Source organism: Saccharopolyspora sp. NPDC002578, from assembly GCF_053592695.1.
The window spans coordinates 1-14,545 of record NZ_JBSFWJ010000106.1 but is presented as its reverse complement, the minus strand read 5'-3'; the positions used below and the strand labels follow the sequence as shown (position 1 = coordinate 14,545).

Annotated in this window: 13 protein-coding genes; 9 read left to right on the top strand and 4 right to left on the bottom strand. The window is 73.9% G+C overall.

Going from position 1 to position 14,545, the window contains the following annotated elements; all coding sequences use genetic code 11:
- Positions 1 to 232 precede the first annotated feature (232 nt).
- The gene (locus ACWD38_RS28505) at positions 233 to 1,075 is read right to left on the bottom strand and encodes an SGNH/GDSL hydrolase family protein (protein WP_184483410.1); all 843 of its coding nucleotides are present in this window, start codon (positions 1,073 to 1,075) and stop codon (positions 233 to 235) included.
- Positions 1,076 to 1,392: 317 nt separating this feature from the next.
- On the opposite strand from ACWD38_RS28505, the gene ACWD38_RS28500 reads away from it, so the two are divergent.
- The 4 genes from ACWD38_RS28500 to ACWD38_RS28485 all read left to right on the top strand — a co-directional run bounded on the left by ACWD38_RS28500 (position 1,393) and on the right by ACWD38_RS28485 (position 6,065).
- Positions 1,393 to 1,515 carry a hypothetical protein gene (locus ACWD38_RS28500; RefSeq protein WP_281398373.1) on the top strand — a complete coding sequence of 41 codons (123 nt, stop codon included), beginning with the start codon at positions 1,393 to 1,395 and terminating at the stop codon, positions 1,513 to 1,515.
- A 527-nt stretch (positions 1,516 to 2,042) separates the two neighbouring features.
- On the top strand, positions 2,043 to 4,424 hold the full coding sequence (locus ACWD38_RS28495; protein WP_450125291.1) for a hypothetical protein: 2,382 nt from the start codon (positions 2,043 to 2,045) through the stop codon (positions 4,422 to 4,424).
- An 80-nt stretch (positions 4,425 to 4,504) separates the two neighbouring features.
- On the top strand, positions 4,505 to 5,209 hold the full coding sequence (locus ACWD38_RS28490; protein WP_450125290.1) for an ESX secretion-associated protein EspG: 705 nt from the start codon (positions 4,505 to 4,507) through the stop codon (positions 5,207 to 5,209).
- Between the two features lie 94 nt (positions 5,210 to 5,303).
- Positions 5,304 to 6,065, top strand: a complete 762-nt coding sequence (locus tag ACWD38_RS28485; RefSeq protein WP_450125289.1) for a DUF3159 domain-containing protein — start codon at positions 5,304 to 5,306, stop codon at positions 6,063 to 6,065.
- A 359-nt stretch (positions 6,066 to 6,424) separates the two neighbouring features.
- Here ACWD38_RS28485 and ACWD38_RS28480 read toward each other — a convergent pair whose 3' ends face one another.
- Positions 6,425 to 7,372: an N-acetylglucosamine kinase gene (locus ACWD38_RS28480; protein WP_450125288.1), complete on the bottom strand. Its 948-nt coding sequence runs from the start codon at positions 7,370 to 7,372 to the stop codon at positions 6,425 to 6,427.
- 153 nt (positions 7,373 to 7,525) lie between these two features.
- On the opposite strand from ACWD38_RS28480, the gene ACWD38_RS28475 reads away from it, so the two are divergent.
- Positions 7,526 to 8,362 carry an amidohydrolase family protein gene (locus tag ACWD38_RS28475; RefSeq protein WP_450125287.1) on the top strand — a complete coding sequence of 279 codons (837 nt, stop codon included), beginning with the start codon at positions 7,526 to 7,528 and terminating at the stop codon, positions 8,360 to 8,362.
- Between the two features lie 292 nt (positions 8,363 to 8,654).
- On the opposite strand, the gene ACWD38_RS28470 is transcribed toward ACWD38_RS28475, so the two are convergent.
- Positions 8,655 to 9,686, bottom strand: a complete 1,032-nt coding sequence (locus ACWD38_RS28470) for an SIS domain-containing protein (protein WP_184483403.1) — start codon at positions 9,684 to 9,686, stop codon at positions 8,655 to 8,657.
- Between the two features lie 302 nt (positions 9,687 to 9,988).
- Here ACWD38_RS28470 and ACWD38_RS28465 point away from each other — a divergent pair, with 302 nt between their 5' ends.
- Positions 9,989 to 10,744 carry a GntR family transcriptional regulator gene (locus ACWD38_RS28465; protein ID WP_184483401.1) on the top strand — a complete coding sequence of 252 codons (756 nt, stop codon included), beginning with the start codon at positions 9,989 to 9,991 and terminating at the stop codon, positions 10,742 to 10,744.
- Here the strand turns inward: ACWD38_RS28465 and ACWD38_RS28460 are convergent.
- Positions 10,728 to 11,690, bottom strand: a complete 963-nt coding sequence (locus tag ACWD38_RS28460) for a threonine ammonia-lyase (RefSeq protein ID WP_450125286.1) — start codon at positions 11,688 to 11,690, stop codon at positions 10,728 to 10,730. The two genes, ACWD38_RS28465 and ACWD38_RS28460, sit on opposite strands and share 17 nt — an antisense overlap.
- On the opposite strand from ACWD38_RS28460, the gene ACWD38_RS28455 reads away from it, so the two are divergent.
- The 3 genes from ACWD38_RS28455 to ACWD38_RS28445 all read left to right on the top strand — a co-directional run bounded on the left by ACWD38_RS28455 (position 11,689) and on the right by ACWD38_RS28445 (position 14,313).
- On the top strand, positions 11,689 to 11,913 hold the full coding sequence (locus tag ACWD38_RS28455; RefSeq protein WP_450125285.1) for a hypothetical protein: 225 nt from the start codon (positions 11,689 to 11,691) through the stop codon (positions 11,911 to 11,913). The two genes, ACWD38_RS28460 and ACWD38_RS28455, sit on opposite strands and share 2 nt — an antisense overlap.
- Positions 11,914 to 11,952: 39 nt before the next feature.
- Positions 11,953 to 13,020, top strand: a complete 1,068-nt coding sequence (locus tag ACWD38_RS28450; RefSeq protein ID WP_184483395.1) for a hypothetical protein — start codon at positions 11,953 to 11,955, stop codon at positions 13,018 to 13,020.
- A gap of 174 nt (positions 13,021 to 13,194) precedes the next feature.
- A complete protein-coding gene (locus ACWD38_RS28445; protein WP_184483393.1) occupies positions 13,195 to 14,313 on the top strand; it encodes a S1 family peptidase in 1,119 nt (372 codons plus the stop codon).
- Positions 14,314 to 14,545: the final 232 nt, after the last annotated feature.

Sequence of the window (14,545 nt, the reverse complement as noted above, 5' to 3'; positions counted from 1 at the left end):
GCGGAGCCACTCGGGAAAAAGATCCCGCAGCGAGAGACCGACTGAGGTTCCGCTACCCGGACACCCCAGCAACACCAGCCGTGGAAGCAATCCTGCAAGCCGACCTTCCACGCACCACCGAAACCACACGCCCAAACCCGGGAAGGCTCTAAAACCCGACCCCACACGCCAAGCCGAACCCGACTCCACAACCGTGGCTTCGCCCACCCACCTGCGCGGCTTCGTCGCGAAGTCAGCGGGGGTGGGGGGATTCGTGGTCGGTTGTCCGGCCGGCGTTGGTGCAGAGGCGTTCGAGCTGCGGGCGCTTCGGGCCGCGACCGTCGCCGCTGGACCGGCCGCGGAGGCGGCGGACGATCCACGGGGCCAGGTGTTCCCGCGCCCACTGGATGTCCTCGGCGCGCTGCACGCGCCACGGGCGCGTCGGGAGTTCCGGCCACGGGGTGCGCCAGTCGTCGTCGATCTCGACGCCCAGCGCCTCGCAGGCCCGCACCGCCACCCGGCGGTGTCCCTCCGAGGACAGGTGCAGGCGGTCGTCGCTCCACGCCCGCGCGTCCTGCAGCACGCGCATCGACCACAGGTCCACGACGTAGCACCCGTGCTTGTCGGCGATGGCGCGCAAGTGCGCGTTGTAGGTGCCGACCTTGCCGCGGACGCGCCGCAGCACGGGCGTCGTCGACGTGTCGAATCCGGTGCCGATCAGCACGTCCGAGCCGATCGCGTGCAGCCGGGTCACCGCGTCGTCGAACATCGCGGCCAGCTCGTCCGGGTCGCTGCCGGGACGGATGATGTCGTTGCCGCCGCCGACCAGCGACACCAGCGCGGGCCGCAGTTCCAGCGCCTGCGGCACCTGGTCTTCGGTGATCTGGCGCAGCAGCTTGCCGCGCACCGCGAGGTTCGCGTACCGCAGCCGCGGGTTCTGCGCCGTCAGGTGTTCCGCGAGTCGGTCCGCCCAGCCGCGGCACCCGCCGCCGGGGGACGGGTCGGCGAGCCCTTCGGTGAAGCTGTCGCCCAACGCCACGAAGCTCGGCCAGTTCGCCCGCCGCGCTCCGCCACCCGTGTACTCCCGGCCGTTCATCGGCCCTCCTCTTGCGCTTGCTGTCCTTCGCCCGGAGAACACACTGATCCTCCGAAGACGACCTACGCCACCGTCGGTTACGGACGAGTGATTAACGGCACCTCAACGTCTCGATTTTGTTCCGCGCAGGCGCGCGCCCACTCCGGCGGCACGATCCCGCCGGATGTGGGACACGACGCACCTTGCCGAACAGGGGCGATGGATGGCACGCGCGTGCACCCGCGTGAATAAAGGTGGCTTACCGGGAAACGACGGTACGCCTCGAACGCGACTGCTAATGTCGCTCGGCGGTAACAGGAGGAACGAGGGGGCTCGTGATGTCGCGATCGACGCAGGTGGCGACCCTGCGCGAGGTGGGGGACACCGTCGCCGCAGTGGTCATCCGGCCCCTGGCGCGACCGACTGCCACCGGCGCGGACCACCAGGTGACAGGTGCCTGAGTGGGCAACGACGGCAGGACCGGGCACTTCGTCACGACGGTGCCCGTCGCACTGATGCGGCACGTCCGGGCGAGGGGCCCGCGGCGACCGCAGTGCATCCGAGAGCTGGGGGAGAAGTGACGTCACCGCACAATCCGGCGGCGCCGGGACCGGCGGGTCATCCGCCGCCCGCCGCGCCGCGCCGGGCGGCCGAACCGGGCGGCGCCCCCCGGCACCTGCCTCCGGCGCGGGACGCCGGGCGCCGTGACTCCGCCCCCGCCGGGCAGCTGGGACGACCCGCGCCCGGCGTCGCGACGCGACGCCCGGCGCCCCCGGCGCGGCAGGCGAACGGATCCGGTGGTGCCGCCCGGATCGGCGGCGAACTCGGGCCCGACGCCGCATTCCGGAGCGAACGGCCCTCGCCGCCCGAATTCGGCTCCCGTCCGGTCGATGAATCCTTTTCGGCGGGTGAGACCGTCATTTCCCGGGAATCCCTGGTTTCCGAAGAGTCCCATTATTCCGAATCGCTTCTCGGTGGTGAGCACCTGATGTCCGGGGATTTCCGGGAGTCCGGTGACGGGACGCCGCACGACGCGGCGGACTCGCCCGGTGCTGACGGCGCGCACGGCGAACCGCGCCGGTCCTCGCCCGAGTTCCGGCGCGTCGGCGACCTCCAATCCTCCGGCGAGCTCCCCGTGCCACCCGGGCCCGGCGAACTCCGGCCCCCGGAGCAGCCACCGCAGGCCGACCCGGCGCGGGCCGCCGACCGGCCGCGGCGACCGGGCCGCCCGGCGCCTCCGAGCGGGCCGCCGTCCGCGGACCCGCCGCCGTCCCGGCCGCAGCCCCCGGAACGCCCCGGGATGCCGGTGCGCGGCGTGCTCGGATCGGCCGGGGAGCTGGCGCCCCAGGGCGAACTCCGCGCGGGCGAGCTCCACCCGGACCAGTCGCCCGCGCGGCACGACGAGGCTCGCCGCCCCGCCGCACCCCGCCCGCCCGCCCGGCCGGGCGGGTTCGACCTGCGCTCCGAGTTCGCGGCGCTCGCCGCCGAACCCGACCCGTTCGCGCTCTGGGAGCGCATCGAGCGGCTCGGCGAACGATTCGTGCACGAGCGGCGCAGGCCGGCGCCCCGGCCGCGGCCGGTGCAGCCGGAACGACCGGAACCGGCTGGGGGGACCTCCGCGCTCTCCGGTGATCTGGCCGGTCCCGCGGAACCGCCCCGGCCCGCCGAGGCAGGCCCCGCCGACCAGCGGGACGGCAACCGGCCCAGCGGGTTCTCCGGACCGCTGACGGGAGCGCTGCCGCAGCCCGGAACCGAGGCGGCCGCCGACGAACCGCCTCGGCAGCCGAGCCGCCCGCCCGAGTCGCCGCACGACCGCACCCGGCCAGCCGCCGGACCGCGCCCGCTGCCGCAGGTGCCGCCGCGCCCGTCCGAGCTCGACGCGGGTTCCGCCCCGGCGGGACCGACGTCGGGACGGCTGCCCGTGCCGGAGCCCCCCGCGCCGCCGCACGCCGGTGAGCCGGGCCCCGTGCCGCACTCCTCCGGGCAGCTCCCGGTCGGCCCGCCGCCCGCCGGGCCCGCGATCGGCCAGCACGGGGAGCAGGCCGGGCCGCAGCTCGCCGGGCCGCCTCCGGCCGGGCCGCAGCAGTCCGGGCCGCCGCCGGTGTTCCACGGACCGCCCGCGCACGAGCAGGACCGGCCACCGCGGCCCGAGACCCGGTCGGGGCGGCGGCACGCCGACCCCGAGCAGCCGGAACCCGAGGACCTGTTCGGCCTGCCGGAGGCCCCGGCCGCGCCGGGCGGCCTGATCGGGCCACCCGGTGAGGTCGAGGACCCACCGCGGCCCGCTGTGCCCGCGGCGGGTCCGCCGCGCCTCGCCCCGGACCAGCAGCCGGGGCACCGCGCGGGCCCACCGCCGATGCCGCAGCGCGCTCCCGGACGGGAGCCGCACCCGGACGCCGCCCGCGAGGTGCCGCCCGGTCGCCCACCGCTCCCGCCGGAGGCCGTCCAGCGGACCGAGCCGATGTCGCCGTCGGGCGGCATGCCGTTGCCGCCCAGAGCGGAACCGGCGTCGCCGCCGCGCGGCATGCCGATGCCACCGCCCGGAGCGGGGCAGGCACCGCCGCCCGCCGGAGCGCCGATGCCGCCGGAGGCCGGTCCGCCGCCCGGTGGCCCGGAGCCGATGTCGCCGCCGCGTGGCATGCCGATGCCGCCTCCTGGCGCCGACGCCGGGCAGCGGCCTCCCGCCGCGCGTCCGGGGCCGCCGCCCGCCGGGCCGCGTCCGGACGGTCCGCCGATCCCGGCGGGTCCGCCGCCGGGGGCCGGTGCCCGCCCGCCGATGCCCGGGACGCAGCCGCCCCCGCCGCCACCACAGCAGGCGACACAGCAGCCTCCGCAGCCGCAACCCGGGCAGCCGCAGCCTGGGCAGCAACCAGCGCCGCAGCAGCCCGGGCAGCCGCAACCGCCGCAGCAGCCCGTCCAGCATCAGCCTGGGCAACCGCCGCAGCAGCCCCCGTCGCCGCAGCCGGCGCCGCAGCAGGGCCCCGACCAGCAGCGGCCCGACCAGCGCGGCGGGGAGCAGCCGAACCAGCAGCGGCCCGAGCCGCAGCAGCCTCCGCAGCGGCAGATCGACCGTTACGAGTCGCGTCCCGATGGCGGCTTCGGCCCGATGGGTTCCAAGGCGCGGACGTCCTCCTCGCGCGGGCGAGGCTCCCGCCGCACGTCCTGGGCGGCGTCCGACGAGGTCCAGCAGGAGTCCCGCGAGAAGGAGTACAGCACCGGCGGTTACCGGCCGGGCGAATCCGGACCGAACGAGCGGGGCCCGCAGTTCCTGCTCGAAGCCGACGACGGTTACGACGAGGAGTACGGCAGCGGGCGCCTGGTGGCGCCCCCGGTGCTCGGCGAAGCCCCGCCGGGATACCGCGACTTCTGACGCGCGCCGCGCTCTGATCCCCTGGTTCACCGGCGGGCTCCGCGCGAGCCCGCCGTACCGAAGGTGAGATACGACAGCCGATGGTCGACACGATCGCCCTCTCCCTGCCCGCCGTGGATGTGCTCGGCGAGCAGCTCAACCTGGACGTCCGGCAGTACCCGTTCGAGCTGTCCCGGCCGGAGGAGTCCGCCGAGGAACGCGCCCGGCTGGTGCGGCAGGTGTGGGGAGAGCTGGAATCCTCGGGCCTCGCCGTCGACGGCCGCCCGGAACCCGAGGTCGAGGACGCGCTGTACCTGCTGTGCGGGTCCGAGGTGTCCATCGCCGCCGCCGGTCTGGTCGACGTGCGCAGCGGGCAGCGGCTCGCCGCGCGCGTCGTCGCGACGGGTGAGGTGGGCGTGGTGGGAGTGCTCGACGGGCGCCGGTTGCACCTGGAGTTCCTCGACCCGCACGACCTGCCGGAGGTGTGCGCGGACCTGTTGCCGCAGGCCCCGGCGGCGGTGGGCGAACCGGTCCGGGCCGAGCGCACCGCCCGGCCCCGGGCGCTGGAGGAGATCATGAGCCGGCCGCGGCACCGGATCGGTCACTTCCTGGTCTCCGGGGCCGACCGGCGGGCCGGTGCTGCCGCGCACCCCGGACTGACCTGGTTCGACAACGACCTGGGCCGGTTCACGCTGTTCGGCGAGCAGGCCCCGGACGGCCGCGACGTGCTGACCTGCGCTCCCGCCGACCGGGCCGCGATCGTCGACCGCCTGGCCGATCTCCTCTCCCTGGTGGCCCACGACTGAGCCGCGGTCCGCGGGGCGTCGTTCGGTGTGATTCGTCGCGGCGACCGATCGGTGGGTGCGTCGACGGCCGCCGGTGCGGCAGGCTGGAGGTGTGATGCGGGATCGGCAGACCGGGCGGGCGCGCACCGCCGCGGAATCGGGCGGCCGGGAATCGGGCGTCCCGGAACCAGGTGCGGAGCGGGATTCGCTGATGCGGCTGCTCGGCGGACGCACGAGCGCGCTGGACGCGAGCCTGCCGCCGGTGCTGTTCGGGCTCGGCTGGTACCTCGGCGGTGAGTCCATCGCCGCCGGTGGCGCGGCGGCCGTCGCGGTCGGCGCGGTGCTCGGCGGGTGGCGGCTGCGCAACGGCGCCCGCCCGCTGGCGGTGCTGGTGAGCCTGCTGGCGGTGCTGCTGGGCGCGGTGATCGCGCTCTACACCGGCAACGCGGCGGACTTCTTCCTCGCGCGGCTGGTCACCAACGCCGTGAGCGCCCTGATGTGGATGGTGAGCATCGCGGCCCGGTGGCCGCTGCTGGGCGTCGTGGTGGGCACCCTGCTGGGGCAGGGGCGAACCTGGCGGCGTGATCCGGCGCTGCTGCGCGCCTACAGCCTGGCGAGCTGGGTGTGGGTCGGGCAGTACGTGGTGCGGTTGCTGGTGTTCATCCCGCTGTGGCTGGGCGGCGCGGTGCTGGCGTTGAGCGCGGCGCAGGCGATCCTCACCTGGCCGCTGGTGGCCGTGTGCATCGCGGTGAGCTGGTGGGTGCTGCGACGCGCCCTGCCCGCCGACCACGCCGGGATCCGCCACCCGCGGGTCGCGGACGAACCCGCGACCGCCGCGAGCGGCGAACTCCGCTCCGCGGCGGACGGCGACGACTGACCGCCGCCGAGCCCCGGCGACCCGCGCCACCACCGCCACCGTTGTGGACGGCACCACCGCACCCCGACGGCTCCACACCCCCTCGAATCCGGCCGAACCTTGTGGAACCTCCCGCAATTTCGCGAGAAATCGGCGCGGAGCCCCAACCGGTACGAGACCGCGAAGCGAACGAAATGCCAGCGCACAGGGGGCTCGCTGGGGGTCGCCGGGGGTGGGGGGGCGTTCAATTTCTCGCGAAATTGCGCGAGTAGTCCACAGGGGCGTGATCCGTCCACAGTTCCGGTGCCGCTGGTGGGGGTGTGGATGAGTTCGCGGGGTGGGCAGCGGTGGCGAGGACCGTCGGTGTTGCCCGGGGCCGCTCAGATGCCCGGGTAGCGGGGGGCGTCCGGGGTGAGGTCGAGGGCGGCGAGCCAGGCCGCACCGGCGGCGCCCGGCCCGGCCAGGTGCAGCGGCGTGCCGGGCAGCCGGGCGCCGAGCTCCGCGCGCAGGGCGGTGCCGACCGGGTTGCCCTCGGCGGTGAGCCCACCGGCCAGCACGACCGGCCCGGAGCCCCCGGCCCGCACGGCCGTGCCGGCGAGTTCGACGGCAGCGCGCCCCACGATGTCCGCGCCTGCCGGGTCGCCGTCCGCGCAGGCAGCGGTGACCAGCGGCGCGAGCTCGGCGAGCCGGATCGGCGGCGCCCCGTTCACCGCGGTGATCAGCTGCTTGCGGACCCGGACCGGCTCGTCGCCCGGTTCGCCGTCGAGCGCGGTCACCAGCACGGTGCGCGCGAGCCCTTCCGGCGCGGTTCCCGCGTCCAGGGTGCGCAGCGCGTGCCGGACGGCTTCCCTGCCGAGCCAGAACGCGGACCCCTCATCGCCGAGCAGCCAGCCGTGCCCGCCCGCGGAGGCCACCTCCCGGTGGCCCTCGATGCGGGCGGCGATGGCGCCGGTCCCGGCGATGAGGACGGTCCCGGCACCGGCGGCGGTGCCCGCGGCGAACGCCACCTCGCAGTCGCTGACGATCCGCACCGGGCAGTGCAGGCCGAGCGAGTTCCAGCCCTGCTCGAACAGTCCCGCCACCCGCGGATCCGTCATGGCGCTCACCCCGGCCATGCCGAGGACCGCGGAACCCACGGCGCTCCCGTCGAGGTCGCCGAGCGCGGCGCGGGCCGCGGCGGTGACCTGCGCGACGGCGTCCTCCGGGGGGTGCGAGTTCGGGTTGCCGCCGCCCGCGGTGCCGCTGCCCACGAGCCGGCCGCTCAGGTCGCCGACCTGGGCGCGGCTGGAGGTACCGCCGATGTCGAGGCCGAGCACTAGGTCCCGCATGGGTTCCGTTGTACCGCAGGGCAGGGGCATCGCGGGGGTGGCCGGCGCGTTCACCGGCCGGTCATCCCGGCCCTGCGCCGAGCCGGGCAGCGGGCACGGGCCACACTGTGGGATCGATCGTCGGGGCCGATGCGGCCGGGGAAGGACGAAGCGATGACCGTCGACGCGCACCACCACCTGTGGGACATCGACGTCCGGGACCAGCCGTGGATCACCGGGCCCGAGCGGGAGGCGTTGCACCGCGATTTCCGGCCTTCCGACCTGGCCGACGCGATCCGCGGCACCTCGGTGGACACGACGGTGCTGGTGCAGACCGTCGCCGACCCGGACGAGACGCCGGAGATGCTGGTGCTGGCCGATTCGGTGCAGTGCATCGGCGCGGTCGTCGGCTGGGTGGACCTCACCGCGCGCGGCGTGCGGGAACGGCTCGGCGCGCTGCTGTCGCACCCGGCGGGCCGCTGGTTGAAGGGCATCCGGCACCCGGTCGAGTTCGAAGCGGACCCGGACTGGCTGATCAGGCCGGACGTGCTGCGCGGGCTCGCGGCGGTGGAGGACGCCGGGCTGGTGTTCGAGCTGCTGGTGCGCCCGCACCAGCTCCCCGCGGCGATCAAGGCGGTGGGCGAGTTCCCGCAGCTGACCTTCGTGCTGGACCACTGCGGCAAGCCGCCCGTCGACGGCGATGCGCGGCGGTGGGAGTCGCTGGTGCGGCGGCTGGCGGAACATCCGAACGTGCTGTGCAAGCTCTCCGGCCTGGTCACCGAGTCCGGGGAGCGACCGCCGGACGTGGAGGTGCTGCGGCCGTGCGTCGAGGTGGTGCTGGACGCGTTCGGGCCGGGCCGGTTGATGTTCGGCTCGGACTGGCCGGTGTGCACGTCGGCGGCTTCCTACCGGGAGGTCCTGCGGCTGGCCGCGCAGCTGGTGGGCGGGCTCTCGCAGCGGGAGCGGACGGCGATCTTCGACGGCACCGCGCGCCAGGTCTACGAGCTCTGATCACCCGGCTCGGTGCCGACCGGCTCGTCCCGATCACGGCCGGTGATCCGAGTTGATCGCGGGCCGGTCGCGTTTTCCTCCATCTCAGCGGTGGTCATTTGTGACCCGTTCGGCGTAATCTGACGCTGCCCGCCTCACCCCGCCCCCTCGGTGAGGCGGGCTCCTACTTTTCCGCTGCGCACGGGCCAGACGCAGCGGGTTTGCCGTTCGGGACCGTTTTGGCAGGTCTCGGCACCAATGGCGGGATCGGGGCCGGTGCTTCGTCCGAAAAGACGAGCGGCTCCGGAACGGATCAGCGGGTGCGGGTGACCTTGGACAGGCCGCGCGGCCGGTCCGGGTCGCCGCCGCGGGCGACCGCGAGCCGCAGCGCGAGCCGCTGCACCGGGAGGATCTCCAGGACCGGCGCGAGCTCCTCGGCGCAGGCGGGCACCGGGATGTGGTGCGCCGCGGCCGGCCCGGAACCGAGGGTGCAGACGTCGGCGCCGCGCTCCCGGACCGCGTCGAGCACGTCGCGCATCGCCGCGCCGCCCTTGCCTTCGCCGCTGACCGCGAGCACCGCCGTCTCGGCGTCCACGGCGGCCACCGGTCCGTGCAGCAGGTCCGCTCCGCTGTAGGCGCGGGCGGGCAGGTAGCTCGTCTCGGCCAGCTTCAGCGCGGCCTCCAGCGCCGTGGCCAGCGAGTAGCCGCGGGCGGTGGTCACCAGCCGCCCGGCGAACCGGTAGCGGTGCACCGCCTCGGCCACCGCGTCGGAGCTCTCGTCCAGCGTCCGCCGCGCCAGGTCGGGCAGGGCCGCGGCGTCCTGGCCGGTGCCGCCGCGCACCGCGTCGATCAGCAGGTACAGCGCGAGCAGGGTGGCGCTGTAGGTCTTCGTCGCGGCCACCGCCTGCTCCTGGCCGGCGCGGATGTCCACGGCGAGTTCGGCGGTGGAGTTCAGCGTGGAGCCGGGCGTGTTCGTGATCGCGACGGTGGTGGCGCCGCGACGGCGGGCCGAGTCGGTGACCTCGATCAGGTCGGGGGAGCCGCCGCTCTGGCTGACGGTCAGCAGCAGCACGTCGCTGAGGTCGGGCTGCGCTCCGTAGAGCGTGGTGGTGGAGGGCGAGACGAGTCCGGTGGGCAGCTGCAGCAGGACTTCGATCAGGTACTTGGCGTAGAGCGCCGCGTGATCGCTGGAGCCGCGGGCCGCCAGCAGCGCGAAGCGCGGTTTGCGCTGCGCGATGGTGGCCGCGACGGCGGCGATGTCGGTGCCGGCGAGCAGGTCGGCGAAGATCCGCGGCTGCTCGTCGATCTCGGCTCGCATGCTCTGGCCGGGGTTCGCCTCGCTCATGGGTGCCTCTCACTCGGCCGATTAGGTCTAGACCAATGCTAGCGAACGTGCCGCTTTCCCGAGAGTGACCCGTGTGACACTCCTGCTGCCACCCGGCGTTCGTGTCAAGATCACCAATGTGGGAAAACTGGGGAGAACGTGATGATCGTGCCGTTGTTCAGGCATGCTGGACAGTCCTGGCGCGGTGTGCGGTGAGCCGCCCGGAGCCACCGCTCGTGCGGGGTGAGGGCTCCACCGGGCCGTGCGCGGGAGACGCGGTCGCGGCCACCACGTCAGGGCGAGGCTCGGCGGTAGGAGGACAGATGCTGGAAACGTCGGTGTCCGGCGGGGCGGACACCCCGGTGCGCGCGCAGCGCGAACCCAAGTACTGGGGGCTCAAGCAGCACCTGCTGGACATGCTGCGCTCGCTGCCGCCGGGATCACCGATCCCGACCGAGCGCGCGCTGGCCGCGGAGTTCGACGTCTCCCGCACCACGGTGCGCCAGGCGCTCGCCGAACTCACCGTCGAAGGCAGGCTGCTGCGGGTGCAGGGCAAGGGCACCTTCGCGGCGAAGCCGAAGGTCGCGCAGCGGCTGCAGCTGTCCAGCTACACCGAGGACATGCGCGCCCAGGGCCGCCAGCCCACCTCCCGGCTGCTGGAGGTCGTGGAGGAACCCGCCGACCACGAGCTCGCCACCCTGCTCGGCACCCGTCCGGGCGCGACGGCCCTGCGGTTGCGGCGGTTGCGGCTCGCCGACGGGGAGCCGATGGCCATCGAGACCACGCACCTGGCGCTGTCCCGCTTCCGGGGCCTGACCACCCGGCTGGAATCGGGCGGGTCGCTGTACCGGGTGCTGCGGGAGCACTTCGGCGTGGAGCTCGGGCACGCCGACGAGACCATCGAGACCGCGCTGGCCAGCCCGGAGGAGGCCGAGACGCTCGGCGCCGACGTGGGCCTGCCGATGCTGCTGCTTTCCCGGCACTCCTTCGACGCCGCCGGTGAACCCGTCGAATGGGTCCGCTCGATCTACCGCGGCGACCGGTACAAGTTCGTCGCCCGCCTCAACCCTCCGAAGTGAGCAGGTTCGCGAGCTCTCCCGCGTCGATGTTGCCGCCGGAGACGACCGCGACCGTGCGGCCCGGCGGCAGCCGCCGGTGCAGGCAGGCGGCGACCGAGACGGCACCGCTGCGCTCGGCCACGATCCGGGCTCGCCGAGCCAGGTGAGCGACGGCGGCGTCGATCTCCGCCTCGGAGACGGTGACGATGTCGTCCACCCGGTCCAGCAGGTGCCGGAAGGTCAGCTCGGAAGGCTGCGCGGTGAGGCCGTCGGCGCCGGTGCGGGTGCGCAGCTCGATCGGCCAGGACACCCGGCGGCCCGCGTGCAGGCTCTCGCGCGCGTCCGCCGCCAGCTCCGGCTCCACGCCGATGATCTTCGCCGCGGGCCGCCGCGCGCGGATGGCCGTGGCGACCCCGGACAGCAGGCCGCCGCCGCTGACCGGCACCACCACCACGTCCACCTCCAGGTCCGCCGCGATCTCCAGGCCGACGGTGCCCTGGCCCGCGATGACGGCGAGATCGTCGAACGGCGGCACCAGCGTCGCTCCGCGCTCGGCGGTGATCCGCTGCGCGGTGCTCTCCCGGTCGGCCACGTCCACCGCCACGACCTCGGCGCCCAGCTCCCGCGCGGCGGCGATCTTCGCGGCCGGTGCGGTGTGCGGCACGACCACCGTCGCGGGGACGCCGAAGGCGTGCGCGGCGTGGGCCACGGCGCGGGCGTGGTTCCCGCTGGAGTAGGCGACGACGCCGCGGGCCCGGACCGGCTCCGGCAGCGCGGCGATCGCGTTCAGCGCGCCGCGGATCTTGAACGCGCCGATCGGTTGCAGGTTCTCCGGTTTCACCCAGATCTCCCGGTCCTCGATCCCGATCAGCGGGAGCAGCGGGGTGCGGACCACGGCCGACGGCCCCGCGACGGTGCTGATGCGGCGCTGAGCGGCCTCGACGTCCTGCGGTGTCACCAAGTCCATGACCGCGATCATGGCCGATCCCGGCGCATCCGCCCAGCGGTCCGCTGACCTGCGGCGCGGCAAGGCCGCCGAACGGCCGTCCGCCCGGTTCGGAATTCGATCGTCCATAGTGCTCAATTCCGCACTGATCTTCGTGGAAACCGCGCCGTTACCGCGTTACCCGAAGTGGCAGTTATCACGAAAGCGCAACGATCGGGAGAATCGCGGCGAGATCAACCGTTGACGGAGTCAGAGAGAGCGCGCCGAAGTAAGTAGGAGCCACATGGCGAAGGGGAATTCCGAACGGGGGGCGACCGGAGCCGACGACAACGACGAGGCCGCGGAAAAGAAATCCAAGAAGATCGAATTGTCCGGCGCTCAGGTCACCGGTGGCGCCCTCGCATCGGTGACCGCCGCGTTCCTCGGGTCGTACCTCGGGGTCGCGGGCACCGTGTTCGGTGCCGGATTGACCAGCGTCGTCATCACCGTCGGCGGTGCCCTGTACCAGCGTTCGCTGGAGACCACCAAGGAGAAGCTGGAGACCACCAAGGACAAGCCGAACGTCCTCGCCGCCCGCGCGGCGCTCAAGCGCGCCACCAAGGTGACCCTCCAAGCGCCACCGCCGCCGCGCCCGCGCGAGCGCGCGATCACCGGCACCACGCCGCCCCGGGCTCCCGCGGAGGAGGCCACCCGCAAGATCCAGGTGCCCGGCGCGATGCAGTGGCCGGGCGGTGAGCAGGTCGAACACGACCCCGACGCGACCAGGCGGATGGACACCGGCGCGGCGGAGGCCGAAGCCAGGACCCGGATGCTCGCCTGGAACGACGCGGCGAACAAGGACGACGCGACCCGCCAGGTCGAGGCCGTCGAGGAGCGGGTGACCGAACCCGCGCCTCGGGTCGGCCGCGGCATCCGCTGGGGCGTCGTGGCCGTGACCAGCGCGCTCATGTTCGGGCTCGGCATGCTGGTGATCACCGGGTTCGAAGGGGTCCTCGGCAAGCCGCTCTCCGGCGGCGACCGCGGCACCACCATCGGCCGCGTGCTCACCCCGGCGGCGAAGCAGGGCGAGCAAGCGCGCGCGCCGCAGCAGGAGGAGTCCGCGGAACCGAGCTCCACGCGGCGGTCGGAACCCAGCACCTCCACCTCATCCGAGCCGTCCGGCGGCGAGCAGACCGCGCCCGGCGAGCCCGGCGAATCCGGGCAGAGCGACGCGACGGAACCGACCCGCGAAACCGGCGGATCCGAAGCCCCGGCCACCGGGGAGACCACCGGCGCCGAACAGCCGCAGGAGTCGGGAGCCGACGTTCCCGGCGGCGAGATCGGGCAGCGGGAAAGGGTCGACGCTCCGTGATCGAATAGCAGCTGATGGTGATGATTCCCGGTTATCCCGCTCAAAAGCGGGTTAACCGGGATTTCTTCGTCGATTGATGCGGCGAAAGGAGGATGTGCGGATCGGTGGTCCCCACCAATACTGCTCCCCGTCGGGATCTTTGAGCCCCACCTCAAGGAGTAGGGAGACCAACCTATGACGCGCAAGCTCGCGGCCAGAGTGGCCGGGACGATCGTGCTGGCCGCCGGAACCGTCGCCGCCTTCACCATGCCCGCCTCGGCCACCGTCGCACCCGCGCCGGAGAAGGCCGCCACCCAGCTCGAAGCCATGCAGCGCGACCTCGGCCTCACCGCCGACCAGGCGCAGGCCCGGCTGCACAGCGAGGCCATCGCCAACACCGCGAACCAGACGCTGCGCGGCTCGCTCGGCGAGGCGTTCGGCGGCTCCCGCTACGACGCCGACCTGGGCAAGCTCGTCGTCGGCGTCACCGACGCGAACCTGATCGACCAGGTTCGGGCCGCCGGAGCCGAAGCGAAGCTGGTCGAGTACAGCACCGCGCAGCTCGGCGGAGTCGTGGACGGCCTCAACGCCCACCAGGCCCCGCAGGGCGTCACCGGGTGGTACCTCGACTCGGCCGCCAACTCGGTCGTGCTCACCGCCGCCACCGGTTCGGCCGCCACGGCCACCGAGTTCGTGCGCTCCACCGGCGTGGACCAGCAGGCCGTGCGGGTCGTCGAATCCGAGGAAGCCCCGCGCATCCTCGCCGACGTGGTCGGCGGCAACGCCTACATGATCGGCAGCGGCGCCCGCTGCTCCATCGGTTTCTCCGTCGAAGGCGGCTTCGTCAGCGCCGGGCACTGCGGTAGCGAGGGCGACACGACCAGCACGCCGTCGGGCACCTTCGCCGGTTCCTCGTTCCCGGGCGACGACTACTCCTACGTGGAGACCGCGTCCGGCGAGACCCCGCAGCCGCTGGTGAACGACTACGCGGGCGGCACCGTCGGCGTCGGCGGTTCGACCGAGGCCGCCGAAGGCGCCTCGATCTGCCGCTCCGGTTCCACCACCGGCTGGCACTGCGGCACCGTCGAAGCCAAGAACCAGACGGTGAACTACGCCGAAGGCACCGTCGAGGGCCTCACCCGAACCGACGTGTGCGCCGAGCCCGGTGACTCCGGCGGTTCGTGGCTGTCCGACGACCAGGCGCAGGGCGTGACCTCCGGTGGTTCGGGCGACTGCACCAACGGCGGTACCACGTACTTCCAGCCGGTCAACGAGATCCTGGACGCCTACGGCCTCACCCTGCTCACCCAGTGAGCCAGGGGGCCCGGACCTGCCCCTCAGATCCGGGTGACGCCTGATCCAGCCCAGAACGAGCTGCACCTCAGCCCCACGAGGTGCAGCTCGTTTTGCATGTTGTCGTGGTCGTTTTGCTCGGGTGGTGGGGTGGCGGAACCTCAGCTGCTTGCTCGCTGCGGGATCTTTTTCCCGAGTGGCTCCGCCACGAGGGAAAAAGCTGTCCTCGCGAGCAAGCAGCTGAGAACCCGCG

What these genes read in the sequence shown, in the direction of transcription:
- ACWD38_RS28505 (WP_184483410.1), bottom strand. Translation starts at nt 1,075, where the DNA reads ATGAACGGCCGGGAGTACACGGGTGGCGGAGCGCGGCGGGCGAACTGG.
- ACWD38_RS28500 (WP_281398373.1), top strand. Translation starts at nt 1,393, where the DNA reads ATGTCGCGATCGACGCAGGTGGCGACCCTGCGCGAGGTGGGGGACACC.
- ACWD38_RS28495 (WP_450125291.1), top strand. Translation starts at nt 2,043, where the DNA reads ATGTCCGGGGATTTCCGGGAGTCCGGTGACGGGACGCCGCACGACGCG.
- ACWD38_RS28490 (WP_450125290.1), top strand. Translation starts at nt 4,505, where the DNA reads ATGGTCGACACGATCGCCCTCTCCCTGCCCGCCGTGGATGTGCTCGGC.
- ACWD38_RS28485 (WP_450125289.1), top strand. Translation starts at nt 5,304, where the DNA reads ATGCGGGATCGGCAGACCGGGCGGGCGCGCACCGCCGCGGAATCGGGC.
- ACWD38_RS28480 (WP_450125288.1), bottom strand. Translation starts at nt 7,372, where the DNA reads ATGCGGGACCTAGTGCTCGGCCTCGACATCGGCGGTACCTCCAGCCGC.
- ACWD38_RS28475 (WP_450125287.1), top strand. Translation starts at nt 7,526, where the DNA reads ATGACCGTCGACGCGCACCACCACCTGTGGGACATCGACGTCCGGGAC.
- ACWD38_RS28470 (WP_184483403.1), bottom strand. Translation starts at nt 9,686, where the DNA reads ATGAGCGAGGCGAACCCCGGCCAGAGCATGCGAGCCGAGATCGACGAG.
- ACWD38_RS28465 (WP_184483401.1), top strand. Translation starts at nt 9,989, where the DNA reads ATGCTGGAAACGTCGGTGTCCGGCGGGGCGGACACCCCGGTGCGCGCG.
- ACWD38_RS28455 (WP_450125285.1), top strand. Translation starts at nt 11,689, where the DNA reads ATGACCGCGATCATGGCCGATCCCGGCGCATCCGCCCAGCGGTCCGCT.
- ACWD38_RS28460 (WP_450125286.1), bottom strand. Translation starts at nt 11,690, where the DNA reads ATGGACTTGGTGACACCGCAGGACGTCGAGGCCGCTCAGCGCCGCATC.
- ACWD38_RS28450 (WP_184483395.1), top strand. Translation starts at nt 11,953, where the DNA reads ATGGCGAAGGGGAATTCCGAACGGGGGGCGACCGGAGCCGACGACAAC.
- ACWD38_RS28445 (WP_184483393.1), top strand. Translation starts at nt 13,195, where the DNA reads ATGACGCGCAAGCTCGCGGCCAGAGTGGCCGGGACGATCGTGCTGGCC.